17 protein-coding genes and 1 pseudogene are annotated in these 21,387 nt (G+C 63.5%); 7 read left to right on the plus strand and 11 right to left on the minus strand.

All coding sequences use genetic code 11. The features are described 5' to 3' along the window. Nucleotides 1-118: 118 nt before the first annotated feature. Nucleotides 119-2,764, minus strand: a complete 2,646-nt coding sequence (gene pepN / locus ACVILI_RS14230) for an aminopeptidase N (protein WP_457102468.1) — start codon at nucleotides 2,762-2,764, stop codon at nucleotides 119-121. A gap of 152 nt (nucleotides 2,765-2,916) precedes the next feature. On the opposite strand from pepN, the gene ACVILI_RS14235 reads away from it, so the two are divergent. Continuing rightward, the gene (locus tag ACVILI_RS14235; RefSeq protein ID WP_038645610.1) at nucleotides 2,917-5,223 is read left to right on the plus strand and encodes a xanthine dehydrogenase family protein molybdopterin-binding subunit; all 2,307 of its coding nucleotides are present in this window, start codon (nucleotides 2,917-2,919) and stop codon (nucleotides 5,221-5,223) included. Continuing rightward, on the plus strand, nucleotides 5,220-6,179 hold the full coding sequence (locus ACVILI_RS14240; protein ID WP_027046652.1) for a DMT family transporter: 960 nt from the start codon (nucleotides 5,220-5,222) through the stop codon (nucleotides 6,177-6,179). Before ACVILI_RS14235 ends, ACVILI_RS14240 begins: the two co-directional genes overlap by 4 nt. An 84-nt stretch (nucleotides 6,180-6,263) precedes the next feature. Here ACVILI_RS14240 and ACVILI_RS14245 read toward each other — a convergent pair whose 3' ends face one another. Genes ACVILI_RS14245 through ACVILI_RS14255 form a run of 3 tightly spaced genes read right to left on the minus strand, consistent with a single transcriptional unit; the run spans nucleotide 6,264 to nucleotide 8,705 of the window. Then, nucleotides 6,264-7,076 carry a helix-turn-helix domain-containing protein gene (locus ACVILI_RS14245; protein ID WP_019857160.1) on the minus strand — a complete coding sequence of 271 codons (813 nt, stop codon included), beginning with the start codon at nucleotides 7,074-7,076 and terminating at the stop codon, nucleotides 6,264-6,266. A gap of 57 nt (nucleotides 7,077-7,133) precedes the next feature. Next, nucleotides 7,134-8,009: a uracil-DNA glycosylase gene (locus ACVILI_RS14250; RefSeq protein ID WP_038645612.1), complete on the minus strand. Its 876-nt coding sequence runs from the start codon at nucleotides 8,007-8,009 to the stop codon at nucleotides 7,134-7,136. A 51-nt stretch (nucleotides 8,010-8,060) separates the two neighbouring features. After that, nucleotides 8,061-8,705, minus strand: coding sequence for a hypothetical protein (locus ACVILI_RS14255; protein WP_081296151.1), 645 nt, complete (start codon nucleotides 8,703-8,705; stop codon nucleotides 8,061-8,063). On the opposite strand from ACVILI_RS14255, the gene ACVILI_RS14260 reads away from it, so the two are divergent. From ACVILI_RS14260 to ACVILI_RS14270, 3 genes and pseudogenes are all read left to right on the plus strand, one after another. Next, a complete protein-coding gene (locus ACVILI_RS14260) occupies nucleotides 8,704-8,862 on the plus strand; it encodes a hypothetical protein (RefSeq protein ID WP_155772704.1) in 159 nt (52 codons plus the stop codon). The genes ACVILI_RS14255 and ACVILI_RS14260 overlap by 2 nt on opposite strands. Nucleotides 8,863-8,925: 63 nt before the next feature. Further along, nucleotides 8,926-10,606: pseudogene (locus tag ACVILI_RS14265) on the plus strand (electron transfer flavoprotein-ubiquinone oxidoreductase). A gap of 137 nt (nucleotides 10,607-10,743) precedes the next feature. After that, on the plus strand, nucleotides 10,744-11,340 hold the full coding sequence (locus ACVILI_RS14270; protein WP_038645614.1) for a DUF922 domain-containing Zn-dependent protease: 597 nt from the start codon (nucleotides 10,744-10,746) through the stop codon (nucleotides 11,338-11,340). 141 nt (nucleotides 11,341-11,481) lie between these two features. On the opposite strand, the gene ACVILI_RS14275 is transcribed toward ACVILI_RS14270, so the two are convergent. From ACVILI_RS14275 to ACVILI_RS14295, 5 genes are all read right to left on the minus strand, one after another. After that, nucleotides 11,482-12,558, minus strand: coding sequence for an endonuclease/exonuclease/phosphatase family protein (locus ACVILI_RS14275; RefSeq protein WP_457102469.1), 1,077 nt, complete (start codon nucleotides 12,556-12,558; stop codon nucleotides 11,482-11,484). A 66-nt stretch (nucleotides 12,559-12,624) separates the two neighbouring features. Further along, entirely contained in the window at nucleotides 12,625-14,088 is a 1,464-nt protein-coding gene (locus ACVILI_RS14280; protein WP_236952097.1) for an AMP nucleosidase, read from the minus strand. Between the two features lie 116 nt (nucleotides 14,089-14,204). Then, complete coding sequence (locus ACVILI_RS14285) at nucleotides 14,205-14,399, minus strand: hypothetical protein (protein WP_019857168.1); 195 nt, start codon at nucleotides 14,397-14,399, stop codon at nucleotides 14,205-14,207. Between the two features lie 41 nt (nucleotides 14,400-14,440). Beyond that, nucleotides 14,441-14,596 carry a hypothetical protein gene (locus ACVILI_RS14290; RefSeq protein ID WP_167470439.1) on the minus strand — a complete coding sequence of 52 codons (156 nt, stop codon included), beginning with the start codon at nucleotides 14,594-14,596 and terminating at the stop codon, nucleotides 14,441-14,443. 226 nt (nucleotides 14,597-14,822) lie between these two features. Then, nucleotides 14,823-15,164: a DUF2147 domain-containing protein gene (locus ACVILI_RS14295; RefSeq protein WP_019857170.1), complete on the minus strand. Its 342-nt coding sequence runs from the start codon at nucleotides 15,162-15,164 to the stop codon at nucleotides 14,823-14,825. A gap of 437 nt (nucleotides 15,165-15,601) precedes the next feature. Between ACVILI_RS14295 and ACVILI_RS14300 the strand changes: the two genes are divergently transcribed. Both ACVILI_RS14300 and ACVILI_RS14305 read left to right on the plus strand, forming a co-directional pair. Beyond that, a complete protein-coding gene (locus ACVILI_RS14300) occupies nucleotides 15,602-15,868 on the plus strand; it encodes an SEL1-like repeat protein (protein ID WP_010915070.1) in 267 nt (88 codons plus the stop codon). A 425-nt stretch (nucleotides 15,869-16,293) separates the two neighbouring features. Further along, entirely contained in the window at nucleotides 16,294-17,415 is a 1,122-nt protein-coding gene (locus tag ACVILI_RS14305; protein WP_027046653.1) for a branched-chain amino acid ABC transporter substrate-binding protein, read from the plus strand. 184 nt (nucleotides 17,416-17,599) lie between these two features. Here ACVILI_RS14305 and ACVILI_RS14310 read toward each other — a convergent pair whose 3' ends face one another. Further along, nucleotides 17,600-19,228, minus strand: coding sequence for an IS1634 family transposase (locus ACVILI_RS14310; RefSeq protein WP_038655116.1), 1,629 nt, complete (start codon nucleotides 19,226-19,228; stop codon nucleotides 17,600-17,602). Nucleotides 19,229-19,368: 140 nt separating this feature from the next. Continuing rightward, complete coding sequence (locus ACVILI_RS14315; protein WP_457102470.1) at nucleotides 19,369-21,369, minus strand: acetyl/propionyl/methylcrotonyl-CoA carboxylase subunit alpha; 2,001 nt, start codon at nucleotides 21,367-21,369, stop codon at nucleotides 19,369-19,371. Nucleotides 21,370-21,387: the final 18 nt, after the last annotated feature.

Here is a 21,387-nt window from a genome sequence, read left to right on the forward strand (position 1 = left end):
AAACGTGATTCGCCTTGTCCAGTGGCCCGGCGAAAAAAGATTAAAAATCGACTAAAATAATGCGCTTCTGCTGGTGCGGCGGCTGGGCCTTCTCCCACACGGGAGAAGGCAAGGGCGCCTAGGCCAGCGTGCGCTCGACAATATCGCGCAGGTCCGCCGACAGGTTTTCGGCATTGGCGATCGAAAGCAGCGCCTCCCTGGCCTTGGCCTGCCGGCCCGGCTCGAGCGAACGCCACGACCGCAGTGCCGTCGCCAGCCTTGCCGCCACTTGCGGATTGCGCTTCTCGACCTCGAGCACCGTTTGCGCGAAGAATCGGTAGCCTTCGCCGTCGGCGCGGTGGAAGCCGGTCTGGTTGGCGCTGGAGAATGTGCCGATCAGCGAACGCACCCGGTTCGGATTGGCCATCGAGAAGGCCGGATGGGCGGTTAGAGCCCGGACCGTGTCCACAGCCTGCGGCCCCGGCACGCTGGCCTGGATCTGGAACCATTTGTCCATGACCAGCGGATCGGATGCATAGGTCTTTTCGAAAGCCGCCAGCGCCTTGTTTGCCTCCGGCGAGGCGTGATGGCGATGCGCGAGCACGGCAAGGGCGGCCGCGCGGTCGGTCATGTTGGTCGCCGACTGGAAATGCCCGGCCGCCAATGCCGCTCCGCCCGGCAGCAGCGAGAGATAGTCCAGCAAAGTGTTGCGCAGGGCGCGTCGTCCCGCGCTCGCCGCGTCCGGGCTGAAGGGGGCCTTGTCGGCAAGGCTGTGGTAGAGTTCGGAAAATGCCTCGCCATTGGCCGTAGCGATCGCCAGCGCAAGGGTCTGCCGGGCTGCATGAATGGCATCGGGGTCGATGTTCTTGCCGATGTCGCGGGCGATGTCGGCATCGCCCGGCAGTGCCAGCGCAAGCGCCCGGTAAGCAGGCTCCAGCGTCTCATCGCCGGCGATGCTGCCGGCGAGCTCCGTCAGTCGTGTCGCGAAGACCGGATGCTTGCCGCCAAGGAACTCGCGGAAGGCAACGATCAGCGCATCGGTGAGCAGCGTGTTGAAGGCTTGCCAGCGCGAAAAGGCATCGCTGTCATGGCGGGCAAGGAAGAACTGGTCGTCGGCCTTCTGCTCGACCGACAGCGTCACCGGCGCCGAAAAGCCGCGGTTGAGCGACACCGCCGGACGTTCAGCAACGCCCGAGAAACGCACCATATGGCGGCGCTTGCGTAGATGGATGACGCCGTCCTCGACGTTGGCGCCCTCGACGCCGCTAAACGCGACAGGCTTGCCGCCGGCGCCAATCAGCCCGAAGGCGAGAGGAATATGCATCAGCCGCTTACGGCTTTCGGAGGGTGTCGGCGGCACCGACTGCTCGATTTCGAGCGTGAATTCCTGCGCGGCCTGATTGTGCGTCGAACTGACCGTCAGATTGGGCGTGCCGGCCTGATGGTACCAGAGCGCGAACTGCGACAGGTCGCGGCCGGATGCATCCTCGAACACTTTGATGAAGTCCTCGATGGTCGCCGCTTCGCCGTCATGCCGCTCGAAATACAGGTTCATGCCGGCGCGAAAGACATCTGCCCCCAGGATGGTGCGGATCATGCGCACCACTTCGGAGCCCTTTTCGTAGACCGTCGCCGTGTAGAAATTGTTGATCTCACGGTAGCGGCGCGGCCGCACCGGATGCGCCAGCGGACCCTGGTCCTCGGGAAACTGGTGGGCGCGCAGCGTACGCACCTCGGCAATGCGCTTGACCGCGCGCGAGCGCTGGTCGGCGGAGAATTCATGGTCGCGGAACACAGTCAGGCCTTCCTTCAGGCAAAGCTGGAACCAGTCGCGGCAAGTGATTCTGTTGCCTGTCCAATTGTGGAAATACTCATGCGCGATGATCGCCTCGATATTGGCGAAATCGGCGTCCGTCGCGGTCTCCTCGTCGGCCAGCACATATTTGTCGTTGAAGATGTTGAGGCCCTTGTTCTCCATCGCGCCCATGTTGAAGTCGGACACGGCGACGATGTTGAAGACGTCGAGGTCGTATTCGCGGCCAAACGCCTCCTCGTCCCATCGCATCGACCGCTTCAGCGCGTCCATGGCATAGCCGGCCAGCTTCTCCTTGCCGCGCTCGACATAGATGCCGAGTTCGACCTCGCGGCCCGACATTGTGACGAAACTGTCGGCGACCTGGCCAAGATTGCCGGCCACCAGCGCGAACAGGTAGGATGGCTTGGGGAAGGGGTCATGCCAGACGGCATAATGCCAACCGTCGCCGATATCGCCCTTGTCTCCCGGATTGCCATTGGACAGGAGCAGCGGCGCCTCGTCACGGAGCGCCTCGATCCGCACGGTGTAGACGGACAGGATGTCGGGGCGATCGAGGAAATAGGTGATGCGGCGGAAGCCCTCGGCCTCGCATTGCGTGCAATAGACGTTGTTCGAGCGGTAGAGACCCATCAGGGCCTCGTTACCCGCCGGGGCTAGCTCGGTCTCGATCAGCAGTTGGAAGCGCCGCGCGCCCGGCGGCTTGAGAATGGTGAGCTGATCAGGTGTCACCAGCAGGTCCGCCGGTTTTGCCTTCTTGCCGTTGATCTCGAGGCGCTTGAGCGTCAGCCCATCGCCGTCGAGCACCAATGGCGCCGCCGCGGCTACGCCGTCGCGGCGTTCGACCGTCAGTGTCGCGGTGACGATCGTGGCCTCGGGCGAAAGGCGGAAGGTGAGGTTGGTCTGCGGAATGAGATAATCGTTGGGGCGATAGTCTTCGAGCTTGAAGACCTGGCCGGTGTCCGTGCGCATTCCGTTGTTTTTCCTGTCGATTGCGTTGGACGCGGAGTTCCCACTGGTCCAAGAAATTTGAAGTCCGCGCTCTTTACACGAAATGGTCCCTCGACAAAACTCGGCCGATGCCTATTTCAGGCATTCGTTCTCCACATCCCCGCGAGGCAGCCATGACCGTCGTCACACCGAAATTCGGCATGGGCGCTTCCGTGCTGCGGCGCGAGGATACCGCCTTCATCCAGGGCCAAGGCCGCTACACCGACGATATCAAGCCGGACGGCGTGCTGCACGGCTATGTCCTGCGCTCGCCGATCGCCAAGGCAAGCTTCACCATCGGCTCGATCGACGCGGCGAAGGCGGCACCCGGCGTCCATCTCGTGCTGACCGGTGGGGATGTCACCCATCTGCGCGATCTCAAGTCCGGCGTCATGCAGGCACAGCCGGACGGCACCAAAGCGCCGACGCGCGACATTCCGATCCTGTGCCGGGACCGCGTCAACTATGTCGGCGATGCGGTTGCCTTTGTGGTCGCCGACAGCCGTGCCTTGGCGCAGGATGCCGCCGAACTGATCGAGGTCGATTATGACGGCGAGGACGCCGCCTCCGGCACTGCGACGGCGCTTGCGGAGGGCACGCCGCTGGTCTGGCCGGAACTCGGCTCCAACCGCGCCTTCACCTATCATATCGGCGACAAGAGGAAGACGGACGCGGCCTTCGCCGGGGCCGCTCACGTCACGCGCATCGAATTCGTCAACAATCGGCTGGTCTGCAACTACATGGAGCCGCGCTCGGCGATCGGCGAATGGAATGTCGGGGAAAACCGCTTTGTGCTGACCACCGGGTCGCAGGGCGTGCATTCCATGCAGTACATCCTGGCCAGCGTGTTCAAGATCAAGAAGGACCAACTGCGCGTCATCACGCCCGATGTCGGCGGCGGTTTCGGGCCGAAGAGCTTCGTCTACCGCGAATATCCGCTGGTGCTAGAGGCGGCGAAGCGGCTTGGCCGCCCGGTGAAGTGGGCTGGCGACCGCACCGAGCACTTCCTCACCGACGCCCAAGGCCGCGACAATGCGGTGACGGCCGAAATGGCGCTCGACAAGGACGGCCGCTTCCTCGGCATGAGGGTCGAGCTGCTTGCCAATATCGGCGCCTATATCTCGCAATATGGCCCTTTCATTCCCTATATCGGCGTCACCATGTCGACCGGCGTCTATGATATCAGGGCGCTCGATGTCTCGGTGACCGGCCTCTACACCAACACCTGCCCGGTCGACGCCTATCGCGGCGCCGGGCGTCCCGAGGCGGCGTTCCTGTTGGAAAAACTGGTTGACGCCTGCGCTCATGATCTCGGCCTGCCTGTCGAAGAGATCCGCCGCCGCAACTTCATCCGGCCCGAGCAGTTTCCCTATCGCACGCAGACGGGCCGTCTCTACGACAATGGCGAATTCGAAGGCCATATGGACCGCGCCATCGAACGGTCGCAGTGGAAGGCGTTTCCGCAGCGGCTGGAACAGTCCAAAGCCGGCGGCAAGATCCGCGGCATCGGCATGGCCACCTATATCGAGGCCTGCGCCTTTCCGGGCTCGGAGCCGGCCTTTGTCGAGCTCAATGGCGACGGCACGGTGACGCTGAAGATCGGCACCCAGACCAACGGCCAGGGGCATGCCACCGCCTATGCGCAGTTCCTGTCGGAAAAACTCAATCTCGATATCGACAAGATCCATGTCCGCCAGGGCGACACCGACGAATTAAAGGCGGGCGGCGGCACAGGCGGCTCGCGCTCCATTCCGCTGGGGGGTGTCTCGGCTTCCCGCGCCGGCGAGGATCTGGCCAACAAGATCAAGCGCATCGCCGCCGACGAGCTTGAGGCCTCGGCCGGCGATATCGAATTGTCCGATGGCGTTGCCCGCATCGTCGGCACCGACCGGAGCATCGATTTCTCGAGCATCGCCAAGGCCGCGAAGACGCCGGATGACCTTAAGGGGTTCGGCGAGTTCGTGCAGGACGAGTGCACCTATCCGAACGGCACCCATATCTGCGAGGTCGAGATCGATCCCGACACCGGCGCGACCGAGATCGTCCGCTACACCATCGTCGACGATTTCGGCGTCACCGTTAATCCGATCCTGCTCGCCGGCCAGGTGCATGGCGGCGTGGTGCAAGGCATCGGCCAGGCGTTGACCGAGAACACCATCCATGGCGAGGATGGGCAGCTCTTGACGGCGAGCTTCATGGACTATGCCATGCCGCGCGCCGACAATTTCCCGTTCTTCCATTTCGAGACCCGCAACGTGCCTTCGACCACCAATGCACTGGGCATCAAGGGCGCGGGCGAGGCCGGCACGATCGGCTCGACACCGGCGGCGCTCAATGCCGTCACCGATGCGCTGTGGCGCGCCTATGGCATCAGGCATATCGAGATGCCCGCGACGCCGGCGCGCATCTGGGCCGCGATCAGGGGCGCATCGCCGACGTGACATCAGGGGCGGAACCAGGAACGACGGGAGGCCACGGCACGCTGAGGGGCATCGCGCTGAAGATCGTGTCCGTCGCGGTCTTTGTCGGCATGCAAACCTGCATCAAGGCGGCCGGTGACGTGCCGGCGGGGCAGATCGTCTTCTTCCGCTCCTTCTTCGCCATCTTCCCGATCATTGCCTTCCTGGCATTGAAGGGACAGCTGCCGACGGCATTCGTCACCAAACGTCCCTTCAACCATGTCGCGCGCGGCGTCGTCGGCGTCGGCGCCATGGGGCTGGGCTTCTTCGCGCTCACCAGGCTGCCGTTGCCGGAGGCGATCACCCTGAACTATGCGCAGCCGCTGTTGGTCGTGGTGTTCTCCTCGGTCTTCCTTGGCGAGTCGATCCACGTCTATCGGTGGAGCGCGGTCGCCGTTGGTCTTGTCGGCGTGCTCATCATTTCCTGGCCGGAGCTGACGCTGCTCAACTCGGATGAAGGGCTCGACGACCAGGAGGTCCTGGGCGTCATGGCTGCGCTGGTGGCCGCGGCGATCTCGGCGGTCGCCATGCTGCTCGTGCGCAATCTCGTGCAGACGGAGAAGACGGCGACCATCGTCCTGTGGTTCTCGTCGACGGCCAGCGTGCTCTCGCTGCTGACACTGCCTTTCGGCTGGCAAGCTCTGACGCCGACGCAAGCCGCGCTGCTCGTCATGGCCGGCTTCTGCGGCGGCCTCGGCCAGATCCTGATGACGTCGGCCTATCGCCACGCCGAGGCCTCGGTGGTGGCGCCGTTCGAATACACCTCGATGATCCTCGGCGTTGTGGTCGGCTATTTCATTTTCGGCGATGTGACCTCGCTCAACACGCTGATTGGCGGTGCGATCGTGGTGGCCGCCGGCATCTTCATCATCTGGCGCGAGCGGCAACTGGGCCTGGAGCGCACGCGAACGCGCAAGGTGACGCTGCCGCAGGGGTGAGGAGAGGTCCGCGTAGCGGACGGAAAGCCAATTGCTTGGCTTTCCGAACGACGAACGCCCGGAGCGAAGGGCCGGTCTCCTCAGTTACGACCGTTCGCTCCGCTCCTTCGCCAGCCGCACAAGCACCGCACGAGTCTGCTCGTCGGCCGGGAAGAAAGACTCGATCGCCAGTTCCGACAAGGTCACGTCGATCGGGGTGCCGAAAACGGTGATGGTGCTGATGAACGACAGCACCTGATCGCCATGGGCGAGCCTGAGCGGATGCACGATGGCATTCGGCTCGACGGGTGTCGGCCTGCTGCCCTTCAGCCCGGACGGATAGCTGCGCAGCTCGCGCTCCAATTCGACCAGCACCGGGTCGCCGCTGGCATCATTCTGGTGTTTGAGACGCTCAAGCAGATGCGTGCGCCATTCCGCGAGATTGACGATGCGCGGTGCGATGCCGCCGGGATGCAGGGAAAGGCGAAGTACGTTGACCGGCGGCGTCAGCAGCGAAGCCTCGCTGACATCGGCAAGGAAGGGAGCGATCGCGGCATTCGCCGAGACCAGGTTCCAGTGCCGGTCCACGGCCAGCGCAGGGAAGGGCTCGTGTCCCTTGAGCACGATCTCGACCGCTGCCATCGCCGGCGCCAGCGTCGTGTCGCTGAGCGGCCGTTCGCTGAAGCTCGGCGCGAAGCCGGCGGCCAGCAGCAGCTGGTTGCGCTGCCTCAGCGGGATCGAAAGCTGCTCCGCCAGATGCAGCACCATGTCGCGCGAGGGCGCGGCGCGCCCGCTCTCGACGAAGGAGAGATGCCGCTGCGAAATCTCGGCCTCCGTGGCGAGGTCGAGCTGGCTCATGCGGCGCCGCGTGCGCCATTCGCGGATCAGACTGCCGGCGGAGGTTTGGGCTGATGTCATGTGAAATGGTTAGGCTGACGGGGGCGGCATTTCAATTACCAGCGAGGTTATGGCGATCTACGAGAGTGCCCGCAGCTTCGCCTTCACCTCGAGAAAATCCCGCCATGCCAGCTTCTTGTGCGCCGGTGTGCGCAGGAGATAGGCCGGATGCAGCGTCGGCATGGCCGGAATGGCGATGCCGGAGGCGGTGGTGTGGACACGCCAGTTGCCACGCAGCCGCAAAATGCCTTCCGAGGTGTTGAGCAAGGTCTTGGCCGACGGGCCGCCGAGATTGACCAGCACCTTGGGATTGACCAGCTCGATCTGCCGCTCGATGAACGGCCGGCAGATCTCAGTCTCGTGCGGCGTCGGCGTGCGGTTGCCCGGCGGCCGCCACGGGATGACGTTGGCAATGTAGACCGAAGTGCGGTCGAGCCCGATCGCGGCCAGCATGCGGTCAAGCAGCCGGCCCGAGCGGCCGACGAAGGGCAAGCCCTCAATGTCCTCGTCGCGGCCCGGCGCTTCGCCCACCAGCATCACCGCGGCGTCCGGGTTGCCGTCGGCGAACACCAGGTTCTTGGCGGTGGCCTTGAGATTGCAGCCGTCGAAGGCAGCCATGTGCTGACGCAACTCGTCCAGGGTCGTTGCGGTTGTCGCCAACTGGCGCGCAAGCGCCGCCTGAGCCTCGTCTGGCACCGCGGCGACCGATGAACGCGCCGGTGGCGCATCCGGTACGTTGCTTGCATCCAGTCCGGGCGGTGCCGCTGGCCGCTCCGCCGCCTTCTCCTCGTGAGGTGGCGCCACCGGCGCCGGTGCGCGCTCGACAGATCTCGGCGCCGCCTCGGCGAAGCGATTCACCGGGGCGTCTTCCAGCGCCTCGTCGACGCCGGCGCTGGCATAGAAGGCCAGGATGTCGGCAATATCGGTCGGGCTATTGGGGGACGCGGCAGTCATGGCGCGCACATTCGTCCGCACGACTGCAATTTGCAAGACCGGCGGCTTACCCTATCCCGTCGGGATGCGCGGATCCTGCACCAGATAGAAGGTCCATCGCGGCGTGTAATCGGTCATCAGGAACTCGAAGCTGACGGTCCTCAGCGGGTCGACCTTGCCGTTCTTGAACAGCAGCCGGTCATAGGGCTCGAACTCCCGGTCGAAATCGGCGAAATTGCTCGACCAGATATTGTCGGGCGTCTTGTTGCGTTGGTCGAAGGAAAACCCGTCTCCAAACACGCTCGGCTGATCCAATATCTCCTGAAGTTCGAACTGGAATTCGATCCAGGCCTGGCCGCTGTTGTTGAGCACGTTGATGCGCATATACATGATGCCATTGGCGAATTCGCCCGCCTTGCCGAACGTCTGGATCGGCTTGGTCGTGCGGATGGTCAGCGTCACCGGTGTTGCCGAATTCAGCTCTTCGGTGATGACCAGCGGATCGTCCTTGGTTCCGATGCCGGAGGCTCCGGTGATGCGGAAGCCGCCAAGCTCGTCGGAGAAGGAGTAGGCGCCTGTCGCCCAGACCTTCACCTCGTTCGCTGTGGCGTGCCCCGGTGCCGACGTCAGAAGGGCCAGAAGAATCGCCCGGCAGGCCCGGCCGGGCGGGAAAAGAAAGCGCGTCGAAGAAAAGCCCGCTGGCCCAGGAAAGCGCATGGCGGGAAGTATGGCCGATAAGCAAGCCGCCGAACAATTAAAAAACGCAGGCGTGGCCGGTCTTACCGGGCGCAAATGCCTGCCCCGCCGCAAGATGCGCGACTTTTTGGCCAAATCCGCATTGTCACGTCTGCGCCGGTTTCCTGTCGCCAATTGATGCGCTATGCAGCGCAGGAGCCAGCAAGATACGCAACAGCGGCAAGCCAGTGCGGAGGGGTTGATGAGCGATATCGAACGCGAAAGCATGGAATTCGACGTGGTCATCGTCGGTGCCGGTCCGGCCGGCCTTGCCGCGGCCATCCGCCTCAAGCAGGTCAATCCCGAGCTTTCCGTCGTCGTGCTGGGAAAAGGGCGGCGAGGTCGGCGCCCATATCCTCTCCGGCGCCGTGGTCGATCCGATCGGCATCGACCGGCTGCTGCCCGGTTGGCGCGAGGAGGAAGGTCACCCGTTCAAGACGCCCGTCACGGCGGATCATTTCCTGGTGCTCGGCCCGGCTGGCTCATTCCGCCTGCCCAACATATTGATGCCGCCGCTGATGAACAATCACGGCAACTACATCGTCTCGCTCGGCAATGTCTGCCGCTGGCTGGCTGGCAAGGCCGAGGCGCTCGGCGTCGAGATCTATCCGGGCTTTGCCGCCGCCGGCCTGCTCTACAATGAGGAGGGCGCCGTCACCGGCGTCGTCACCGGCGACATGGGCGTCGAGAAGGACGGCACGCATGGGCCGGGCTTCGCGCCGGGCATGGCTCTGATGGGCAAATATGTGCTGATCGGCGAAGGCGCGCGCGGCTCGCTCGCCAAGCAGTTGATCGCCAAATACAAACTCTCCGATGGCCGCGAGCCAGGCAAATACGGCATCGGTCTCAAGGAACTCTGGCAGGTCAAGCCGGAGAACCACCGGCCGGGCCTGGTCCAGCATTCCTTCGGCTGGCCGCTCGACATGAAGACCGGCGGCGGCTCCTTCCTCTACCATCTCGAGGACAACCAGGTGGCGGTCGGCTTCGTCCTCCACCTCAACTACAAGAACCCGTATCTGTCGCCCTTCGAGGAATTCCAGCGTTTCAAGACCCATCCGGCGATCGCCGGCACGTTCGAGGGCGCCAAGCGACTCGGCTATGGCGCACGCGCCATCACAGAGGGCGGCTGGCAGTCGGTGCCGAAACTGTCCTTCCCAGGCGGCGCGCTGATGGGTTGCGCCGCAGGCTTCGTCAACGTGCCGCGCATCAAGGGCTCCCACAATGCCGTGCTGTCGGGCATGCTGGCGGCCGATCATGTCGCCGAGGCGATCGGCGCCGGCCGCGCCAATGATGAACTCACTTCCTACGAGCAAGCCTGGCGCGCGACCGATATCGGCAAGGATTTGAAGAAGGTTCGCAACGTCAAGCCGCTGTGGTCGCGCTTCGGCACCATCGTCGGCGTCGGTCTTGGCGGCCTCGACATGTGGCTGAATACGCTGTTCGGCATCTCGCCCTTCGGCACGCTGAAGCACGGCAAGGCCGACTATGCCACGCTCGAGCCCGCCGCCCAGCACAAGAAGATCGCCTATCCGAAGCCCGACGGCGTGCTGACCTTCGACCGCCTGTCCTCGGTGTTCCTGTCCAACACCAATCACGAAGAGAACGAGCCGGTCCATCTGCTGGTCGGCGACATGGATTTGCAGAAGCGGTCCGAGCACGATGTCTTCGCCGGGCCTTCGACACGCTATTGCCCGGCCGGCGTCTATGAATGGGTCGACAAGGACGGCAACGCCGCCGCCGATCCGGCGGCAAAGGACGTCCGCTTCGTCATCAACGCGCAGAACTGCGTCCACTGCAAGACTTGCGATATCAAGGACCCGAACCAGAACATCAACTGGGTGCCGCCGCAGGGCGGCGAGGGGCCGGTCTACCAGGGCATGTGATCTCGCGCGGCAGGGCGGTTTCGGCGTGGGCGGCAAGAAAATGCAGGTAGGGCTGGCCGCGAGGGCATGCAGGCCAGCAGAAACGTTGAAACGGCCACCGGTCTATGGTTCCTTCTCTGGAGATAGGGAGAAGGCCGATGCGCCGGACAGTTCTGACATGCCTCGTCGCCATCGGAGCGCTGTTTGCGCCACAGGCCTCGGCCGGCACCAGGGCAGTGGTCCAGACGCGGACCTACGACGTCACCGGAAGCTCGGGCACCGCCCTCGTCGACGCGATGGACAGAAAAGGCCCCCGGCACGGCTTCATGACGCATGCCATCGCCACAACCTCCTATACCGTCGACTGGGACCTCGACGCCGGGCAGGGCAACGGCTTCTGTCGGATGCGAGGGGTCAATGGCACGCTGAATCTTTCCTACACCTTTCCGCGCCTTGCCTCACCCGCGACGTCGGCGCTGAAGAGGCGCTGGAACAAGTTTTTCGCAGGTGTTCGCGCCCATGAGGAAACACATGGGCGCATCGCCAGGGAGATGATGCGCGCTACGGAAAGGTCGATAACCGGCCTGCAAGTCGTCAACGACCCGTCCTGCTACAAGACGCGCCGCCAGGCGCGGCTGCGCATCCAGGCGATCTATGCCGAATATGAGGCCAAACAAAACGCCTTCGATCGGCGCGAACACAGCGATGGCGGCCATGTCGAGCATCTGATCGCTGCCTTGACCGGAAAACCTTGAACCAGGGCAATTCCAGGAAAAGTGTAAAACGGTTTTCCCGGGAAAAAGCGCCGTAGCGCTTTCCCTTGGGAATTGCGTTAGAACAAGGACTAGACCCCTCGCCATCGCGGGTCCTTGCCGCCAGCCCGCTCGATTGGCGTGTCAGCTTTGCGGCTTCACCGAAAAGTCGCTCGCCGCGAGCGCGGTGGCGTGGTCATTCTCAGGCTGCTTGTCGTCTGGCCTTAGCGTGAACTCGACGAGCACCGGCAGATGGTCGGAGCCGGTGTCCTCCAGCCGCTTGGAAGACAGGAGCGTCAACCCGCCCTTGCTGAACACCTGGTCGATCGGCAGGCCCGCAAAACGGCGCAGGATGTCGGGCAGTGTCCGGTGGATCCAGGTCGGGCCGGCGGAAGGCATCACTGTCAGCCCGCCGAGAGCCGCGACCCGCCGCACCGCAGCACTCCAAGGCACGGCGTTGCAATCGCCGGCCATGATCGCGGTCTCGCCCAACCCGGCCAATGTCTGCGCCAGTTCGCCGATCTGCCAGTATTGCTCCTTCGGCCACGGCCAGCTCAAATGGATCGCGGCGACATCAACGTCGATCCCGCCGAAGTCGATGGCGGCGGTTGCCATCGCGCCGCGCGGCTCGCAGCGCGGTGTCGTGCCGGCCACGAAGGGCCGGCGCGACAGCAGCGCGACCCCGAACATGCCGTTCGGGTAGGGGCACAGGATACGGTAGGGATAGGCGCTGGCGATGGTGCCAAGCTCGGTCGTCCACATCTCCGACACCTCATCGAGGGTGATTACGTCCGGGTTGGTGCGGCCGATCAGGGAGAGCACTTTCTTCGGTGTCGGGTTGTTGAAGCGCAAGTTCATCTGCAGCAGGCTGTAGACGGCCTGATCGGTGGGCTTGGCAACCGCCGGTTGCGGCCAGAGCCTCGGCAGGGCGCTTGCCGTCGTGGCCAGGCAGGCGATGGCAAACAGCAGCCCCGCTGCCGCTTGCAGCCGAAACGAGCTGGCAAGCAGCGGCAGTGCCAGAAGCGCCATGAGCACGCTGAAGTGAATGCGGAAATGCGAGAAGGAATCGAAAGCCGGATGCAGCGTGCCGAAGAATCCGGCCAACAGCGCGGCCGATAGCGCCGTCATCGCCAGGAATGCCAACCCAGCCATCATTTTCAAGCGCGCGCCTGTCATCATCGAGGTCGTGTCTGCCGAATGCCGCCTGACGATCCGTTCCATCTGCTTATCGGCCAAATTGCGGGCCGGGCAAGACGACGAAATGCCTCGCCCAGGCGCTGCGGCCGCCTATTGGAACGCTGTCTCCGAAAAGCTCCGGAGCTTGCGCGAATGCAGCCGCTCCATCGGCATCTCGGCCAGCTTCTCCATCGCCCTGATGCCAATGGTAAGGTGCTGCGCCACCTGGCGCTTGTAGAACTCGGTCGCCATGCCAGGCAGCTTCAACTCGCCATGCAGTGGCTTGTCGGAAACGCACAGAAGCGTGCCATAGGGGACACGGAAACGGAAGCCATTGGCGGCGATCGTCGCCGATTCCATGTCGAGCGCGATGGCGCGCGACTGCGACAGGCGCTGCACCGGTCCGCGCTGGTCGCGCAGTTCCCAGTTGCGGTTGTCGATGGTGGCGACCGTGCCGGTGCGCATGATGCGCTTCAGATCATAGCCGGACAGGCCGGTGACTTCGGCGACCGCTTCCTGCAGGGCAACCTGGATTTCCGCCAGCGGCGGGATCGGCACCCAGACCGGAAGGTCGTCGTCCAGCACGTGATCCTCGCGCACATAGGCATGCGCCAGCACATAGTCACCGAGCGCCTGTGTGTTGCGCAGCCCGGCGCAGTGGCCAAGCATCACCCAGGCATGCGGCCTCAGCACTGCGACGTGGTCGGTGATCGTCTTGGCATTGGAAGGGCCGACGCCGATGTTGACCATGGTGATGCCGCCGTGGTTCGGCTTTTTCAGGTGATAGGCCGGCATCTGCGGCAGGCGCTGCGGCCCAACGCCTTCGCTGGGCGAACTCTGCCCGGCCCTGGTCACGACATTGCCAGGCTCGACGAATTCCGCGTAACCGCCGCCGCCCTTCTCCATCAGGTCGCGGGCGCGGGCGACGAATTCGTCGATGTAGAACTGGTAGTTGGTGAACAGCACGAAGTTCTGGAAATGCTGCGGGCTGGTGGCGGTATAATGCGTCATGCGGTGCAGCGAATAGTCGATGCGCTGCGCGGTAAACGGAGCCAGAGGCCTTGGTTCGCCGAAGGCCACTTCGAAGGTGCCGTTGGCGATCTGGTCGTCGGTGCCGTCGAGATCCGGCACGTCGAACAGGTCGCGGATCGGCCGCTTGATGCGCTCCGCGGCGGCTCCGTCGACGTAAGTTCCCTCCAGGAAGGCGAAATGCAGCGGAATGGGCGTGGTCGATTCCGAAACCGTGACAGAGACACCGTGGTTTCGCATGATCAGGCGCAGCTGTTCGACCAGATAGCTCTCGAACAGGTGCGGCTGTGTGATCGTGGTGGCGAAATGGCCGGGTGTCGGCATATGGCCGTAGGCCTGGCGCGAGTCGACCTGGGTGAACGAACTCGTGGTGACGCCGATCTCGGGATAGAAGGCGCGGTAGCGCTTGCTGCTGTCGCCGCCGGCGGCCGCCAGGGCCGAGAAGGCGTCGCGCAGGAACTTGGTGTTGCGGTCGTAAAGCAGCTGCAGTGCGGCAACGGCTTTTTCGGCGCTGTCGAAGCTTTGCCGGCCAAAAGGCTCCGGCATGACGACAGATTCGATGGCTTGAGGGTAGATTCGCTTTTCCATGGCTCAATATAGAGACTTGGACGAGCGGTTGGGAGGGGTGTCGCTGCCGAAGGCGCCCAAAGCGCCATTTTTCTTTATCCCCGCTGCAGGCTGACCAGCAGAACGAAACCCACGCCGGACTTCCTCAGGGCCGGCGCCTCGATCGTCGAGCCGGCATCCGCGCGCATCATCGGCACCGCCAGGACCGGCGCGGCCAGGAGCACCAGGATGAGCGCCGCCCGCGGCAGGAGCCGAAGGGTCTTGAGAGTGTTGGCGGCGATGCGGGTCATGATGTCTGAGCTTTTCTTTTCGAGGTCCGGGTTTCTTTGTTTCAGTGACGAAGGTTGGTCGGGCAGGCGAGGCGGCACATTCTGGTGACTTCGTCCCAGGAGCGGGGAGAACGGCCCGCTTCGGCGACGAGGATGGCGAAGAACATTCCAAACAGGCTCATCAGCAGGCAGACGATGGTGAAGCGGCGAGCAAGCATTGGGGTCGTGTCTCCTTCAACACGCCGGAGAATGCCCCAACGCCTCTGAACCGGCTCTGATGCCGGCGTTCATCTGCGGTTCAAATTGATTGACGGGATCTGGGCGGGTCGTCGCCGGCCCGGCCGGCCACCGGCAGCGGGGGCAAGAGCCCCACGGCTTGACGTGCCGGTGAAACGAAAACGGGGCCCGTCGGGCCCCGTCATGGATGTCGCAAGGATAGATCGATCAGAGCTTGTGCCAGGTCTGGCTCTTGCAGATCAGTCCGCCAAGCACGCAGCCGCTCATCTTGAGAGCGGTGCCCGACAATGTCGCCTTGCCCGAATAGGTCTTGTCGTTTGCAGGGTCGGTGATGCTGCCGGCATATTTGTTGTCGCCCGCCGCCTTGAGCGAGCCGATCGTCTTGCCGGCATATTTGCCCGATTTGAGCGTGATGGAAAACGAGCCGCTGCCTGAAATGGCCGCGGTATCGCCGGCTTGCGTTTTCCAATTGCCCTCGATCGGATCGGCCCACGCCGCACCCGCGATGATCAATGTGGCTGCAAGAGCCAGGCTCACTTTTCGAAACATGTCTTGCTCCCTTTGGATAGCCGGCCGAATTCTCCGCCTCGCCGGTCTGCCGCTTACGCAAACGTAAGCTAATCCAGCTCCCGGCAAAACAAAAGCGGTGCCGCAACGGAAGACTTTGGGATTTTGAAGCCGCCTGAATTGGCTCCGTCGGCGAGGAAATGAAAACGACCGGCACGTGCGTTTGTTTCCCGTGGTTAGCGGAGTGTTGATCCAGGCTCGAAAAATTTTCGTCGAATTTGACGAAAATCGGCTGAATTGCTGACTTCGTATCCTTAACGAATTTCCGCGTTTACCTCTTGTTTTAGCTTTGTTTTCTTCAAATTAAGCACGCCATTTAACGACGGATTCAAGCCTGATCGGCATTCTCGGAAGCATCGAAAGAGCGGCCCGGACAAGACGAACGGAGGCAGCTCTCGGGAGCCAGACAGGGGACTAAAATGGCACGTTTTGAAATGCTTGAAGCAGGTTTCGGCGCCATGGGGGCAACTGCCCAGGCCGACATTCTTTTCGAACTGGGCATGATGTATGCGACCGGCCGCGATTGCGAAACCGACGTCGTTGCCGCCCACAAATGGTTCAACATCGCCGCCATCAAGGGCTCGGCCCGCGCCGCGGAACTGCGCTCGGAACTGTCGGCCGCCATGTCGAAGGTCGAGATCGCCAAGGCGCTGCGCGAAGCCCGCGAATGGATGACCATGCACTGAGTTTCGGCAGACGGGGACGCTCCGGCCAAGACCGCTCCAAGACGGTCGGGCCAAAATAGGGATAAGGCTGCGCAGACAGCCAGGCCACGGGCCATCAACAACAAGAATGCGGCATGCAGGATCGGCCAAGCCGTGCGACGGACCATGACCCCGAAAAGTATCCGTTCTTCGGATCATGGCAGGGAAGACAGGGAAGGCTACGTTGGGGTTCGCGGCGCGGGGGCGCTGGGAAACCGCCCGATAGGCAAAAAAAGCCACGACCAGCCGGAACAAGGCTGGCGTGGCTTTTTGCGTGGATGAGGGCTCGCAGGCCCAATCGAGTGGCGCCAATGCGCCTAGACAGGCCCAATGAAGGATGAAATTGTCCCGCCTCTCTGGAAGAAGCGCGGCCGGGGGCCGCGCGTGAGTGGAGGAGTTCTATTGCCATGAAAAAAATGAGTATTTTGAGCGCGGCCATTTTCGGCCTGATGATGAGTGCGCCCGTCGCATTCGCCGACGACATCACCGTCTCGGTGGTCGGCCCGATGACCGGACAGCTCGCCACCATCGGCGATCAGTTCAAACAGGGCGCACAGGCCGCCGCCGATGCCATCAACGCCGCGGGCGGCGTCAACGGCTCGATGATCAAGCTCGATATCGAGGACGACCAGTGCGATCCCAAGCAGGCCGTGTCGGTCGCCAACCGCATCGTCGCCAACGGCGTCAAGTTCATCGACGGCCATGCCTGCTCGGGCTCGAGCATTCCGGCCTCGGCCGTCTATGCCGAGGCCGGCGCGCTGATGATGAGCCCGGCTTCCTCGAACCCGGTGCTGACCGACGCGGCCGCCAAGGCCGGCTGGCCGACCATCATGCGCCTCTATACGCGTGACGATGCACAGGGCGCATTCATCGGCCCGTGGATCGCCAAGAAATATGCCGGCAAGAACGTCGTCATCCTGCACGACAAGAGCGCTTACGGTCAGGGCGTGGCCGATGCCGTCAGGGCGACCATGAACACTGGCGGCCTCAAGGAAGTCTATTATGACGCCATCAATCCCGGCGAGAAGGACTATTCGGCGCTTGTCACCAAGCTGAAGGATCTCAAGGCCGACGTCGTCTATTTCGGCGGCTATCATCCTGAAGCCGGCCTGATCCTGCGCCAGTCGGCCGAACAGAACCTGAAGTTCCAGCTAATCATGCCGGACTCCATCGCCTCGCCGGAATTCTGGCAGGTTGCCGGCCCGGCCGGCGAAGGCACCATGTTCGTCTTCCCGTCGGACCCGCAAGCAAAGCCGGAAGCCAAGGCCGCCGTCGAGAAGATCAAGGCCGGCGGCTTCGTGCCGGAAGGCTTCACGCTGTTCTCCTACGCCGTGGTCCAGGCGTTCGCCGAAGGCATCAAGCGCGCCGGCAGCGACGATCCGGCCAAGGTTGCCGAAGCGTTGAAGAACGGCACGCCGATCAGCACCGTTGTCGGCGACGTCACCTTCGACGAAAAGGGCGACCTCAAGAACGCCAGCTACGACATCAACCAGTGGCATGACGGCAAGTACGCGCCGATCGCGCAGTAATCTCGGGTAATGAGATAATCCAAGGAAATGGCCGGGGTTCGCCCCGGCCATTTTGTTTGCGGTCCGCGCAGCGTTCCGCTTGTCAGCCTGTGGCCCGACTTAAACACCGCCTGTGAGAATATGTCATTAAGTCAGCATGTTAGGCGCGCGCCGGCGCGTGTTACCACTACATTTTGGGGGGATCTCAGGCGAGTTGTTCGTCGAGGTTGTGTGGCAGAGCGATGCCAGCTGCCTTGAAGACGTTGCCCACTTGGCCGGTGACGTGAGTTCTGGTTGTGACGATGCGACCATCCTTTTCGATGGTGGCTTCCTGGAGGCGATCGAGATCGCGTAGGAGCGGCTGCCATTCGGGCGTCAGGCCTTTGGCCCGGCAGAGGCGGCGCAGTTCCTTGCTGAGCACGAGCGCCAGGAACGAGCAGAACACATGCCCGCGGATGGCGGCATCGGATTGGTGGAAGATCGGCCGGGTATTGAAGGTTGCCTTGGCGGCGCGGAACAGGCTCTCGACCTCGAGCAAATCGCGATACCGCAGCACGGCCTGGAGCGGGGTCACCTTCGCGTTGGTCCGCACCACGGTGATACCGTCGTAGCGGGCTTCCTCGGCAAGCTTGCCGACATCGATCTTGAAGTTCTTGCCGCCGGCCTTGAGGTAACGCCGGTAGGCCGAGTTGCCGACCAGTGCCTTGTCGCCCTTCTTGAGCTGTGCCTCGAGGCCGGCGATGATCGCCTGGCGGTCGGCCTTGTCCTTCTCGGCCTCGGCGTCATTGCGGCTGACGATGTAGCGGTCTTTACCGAACTTGACCTCTTTGACCCACAACTGAGTTTCACCGCGCTGGCGCTCGAGAACGAGCGGAACCATCGGCGCCGTGTCATTGAGCACGACGTTGTGGATCACGCTGCTCGAGCGTTCGCGGGCCCCCAGAATGTATTCCATGCCCAGCTTTTCGAGCGCGGCGATGGTATCGGCGCTGATCATGCCGCGATCGGCGACAACGCAGGCGCGTGTGACGCCGAAGCGCGTTCGCAGCCGATCGACCACCGGCAACAGGACGGTCACGTCAGCGGTGTTGCCAGGCACCATCTCGGTGCAGATCGGCCGGCCCTCGCCATCAACGACCAGCGCCAGGATCATTTGCGCCAGATCGGGGCGGAAGTCCTTGGAATGCCCGCGCTTGCCCAGCGTCTCGCCGCCCGCGCCGTAGAAGGATAACGAGGTTGTGTCCATGAACACAAGGCTGAGGTCGGTGAACAGGTCCTGCCGGCGCGCGAAGAGCTTTTCCTCGATCACGTCTTTCACGCAGCGCGCCACCAGCGCGCCTTGCGCCTTTTCGCCGCGTTCCTCGCCCAGCCACGCCATGGCCCGGTAAAAGTGATGGAGCGCCAGACCCTCGGCGCCCTCGATACCATAATCGGCCATCCAGTTCGCGCAGTCGCGGTCCGAGCCCGACACGAACAGCCGATGCAACGTGCCAATGAACACCGCCCGTTCCACCGCAAAGCCGAACTGGCGCCCTTCCAGCACCTCTTCCAGCACATCGCCAATCCCGAGCCGCTGCCACAGCCGCCCGAACAACAGCGGACCGCCAATGCGGCGAGAGGCAATCCGCCCCGCGTCAATGTCGGACAGGATGAGGCTGCGTTCGCCATGGCGCGCAATCGAGGCCGCCAATCTGTCAAGTTCGCCGCTGGCAACCAGCGCATCCTTGCGGCCCAGTGCCTTTATCGTGCGCTGGCGAACGGTTTTGCCGTCGCGGACACTTTCCACGAGGTAGAGATAGCGATGGCCGCGCGCGACTCTCTCAACGACAAACATGCCAGCGTTGTTAGTAAATAAATGCCGTCAAATCCAGACAAAACAGAGCAAACAGCACAAATGTTGTTACCACACATTTTCGCGCCCGAAATTCAAGGCAAATGAATTCAATGGCTTAACGGACAGTGTTCGCTATCCGTTCACGTCCAACTGTTCAAGTTGGGTGTGGCAGCGGTCGGCGCGCTCTGTTCCTCGACGAACCGCACCAGCACCGTCCCGTCGGTGACCTGCGCTCCTTCCACGGCGATCTCGGCAACCACTCCGTCATGCGGGGCGGCGATGGTGTGCTCCATCTTCATCGCCTCGAGGATCAGCAACGCTTGTCCCTTGATCACCGCGTCGCCTTTCGCTACGCGCACCAGCTTGACCAGCCCGGGCATCGGCGCGCGCAAGCTGCCGGAGGCGGCAGCCGCGTCATCGCTGCGTGCCAAGGGGTCCGATACCGCGAATGTGTAGCCGACGGCGCCTTCGAACACAGTGATGTGGCCAGGCCAGCGGGCGAGGCGGGGAGTGGCGCGGAAATCATGCGAATTGGTGCTGTCATAGGGCGCATCGAGCGCCACCTGGAAGCGCCCGTCCGGCCGCACCGAAACCTTTGCCAGTATATCGGTCTCGCCGAACTTCAGCCGCGTGCGCCGCGCCACGCCGTGGAAATGCGCATAGCCGGAAAGCGACGACCATGGGTCGTTCGATGGCGGCAAGGCTTCCGCACCGGAGGCGGCGAGCGCTGCTGCCGAGACGATTTCGCCGGTCGGCGGCGCGACCCCGGTCAGTGCCGCCTGATGCCTGCCGATCAGGCCGGTATCGACGTCGCCAGCACAAAAGTCGGGATCGGCGGCAAGGGCGGCAAGGAAACCGGTGTTGACCGTGGAACCGGCGATTTCGGTCCGCGACAGCGCCGCGCCGAGCGCTTCCAGCGCTGCTTGCCTGTCCTTGGCATGAACCACCAGCTTGGCGATCATCGGATCATAGTAGGGGGAGATGGCATCGCCGGCCCGCACGCCGGTCTCGACGCGCATTGTGGCGCCTTCGGGGGCCGCGTCAGGGAACTTCAGATGATGCAGCGTACCCATTGCGGGCAGGAACCCCTTTGCCGCATCCTCGGCATAGATGCGCGCCTCCAGGGCATGGCCGGTCGGCGCGATCTCGCTCTGCGTCTTCGGCAGCTTTTCGCCGCCGGCAACCCGCAACTGCCACTCGACCAGATCGATGCCGGTGACCATTTCGGTGACGGGATGCTCGACCTGCAGGCGAGTGTTCATCTCCATGAACCAGAAGCGGTCGGCCTTCAGCCCGTGCGAGGCGTCGACGATGAACTCGATGGTGCCGGCGCCTGAGTAGCCGATCGCCTTGGCTGCCTTCACCGCCGCTTCCGTCATCGCCTTGCGCAGCACCGGCGTCATGCCGGGGGCGGGGGCTTCCTCTATCACCTTCTGGTGGCGGCGTTGCGCCGAGCAGTCGCGTTCGTAAAGATGCACCGCATTGCCGAAATTATCGCCGAACACCTGCACTTCGATGTGCCGCGGCTTGTCGACATATTTTTCGACCAGAACGCGGTCGTCGCCGAAAGCAGCCTTTGCTTCGCGCCGGGCGCTGGATAGCGCCTCGGAGAAATCGTCGGGATGCTCGACGCGCCGCATGCCCTTGCCGCCGCCGCCGGCGCGCGCCTTGATCAGCACGGGATAGCCGATCTCGCGTGCCTTGGAGGCAAGCAGCACGATCTCCTGCGCTTCGCCATGATAGCCCGGAACGACGGGAACGCCGGCTTTCTCCATCAGCCGCTTGGCGGCATCCTTCAGCCCCATGGCGCGGATCGAGGCCGCCGACGGACCGATGAAGGTGAGCCCCGCCGCCACCACCTGGTCGACGAAATCAGGATTTTCCGACAGGAAGCCGTAGCCGGGATGGATGGCCTGCGCCCCCGTCGAAAGCGCAGCCGCGACAATCCGGTCCCCGCGCAAGTAACTCTCACCGACAGGCGAGGGGCCGATGTGAACGGCCTCGTCGGCCATCTCGACATGCAGGGATTTCGCGTCGGCGTCCGAATAGACGGCGACGGTGTGCACCCCCATCTTGCGGGTCGTGCGGATGACACGGCAAGCAATCTCGCCCCGATTGGCGATCAGGATTTTGGCGAACATGGAGCCTCCCGGGTTTGC

The organism is Mesorhizobium sp. USDA 4775 (assembly GCF_054062655.1).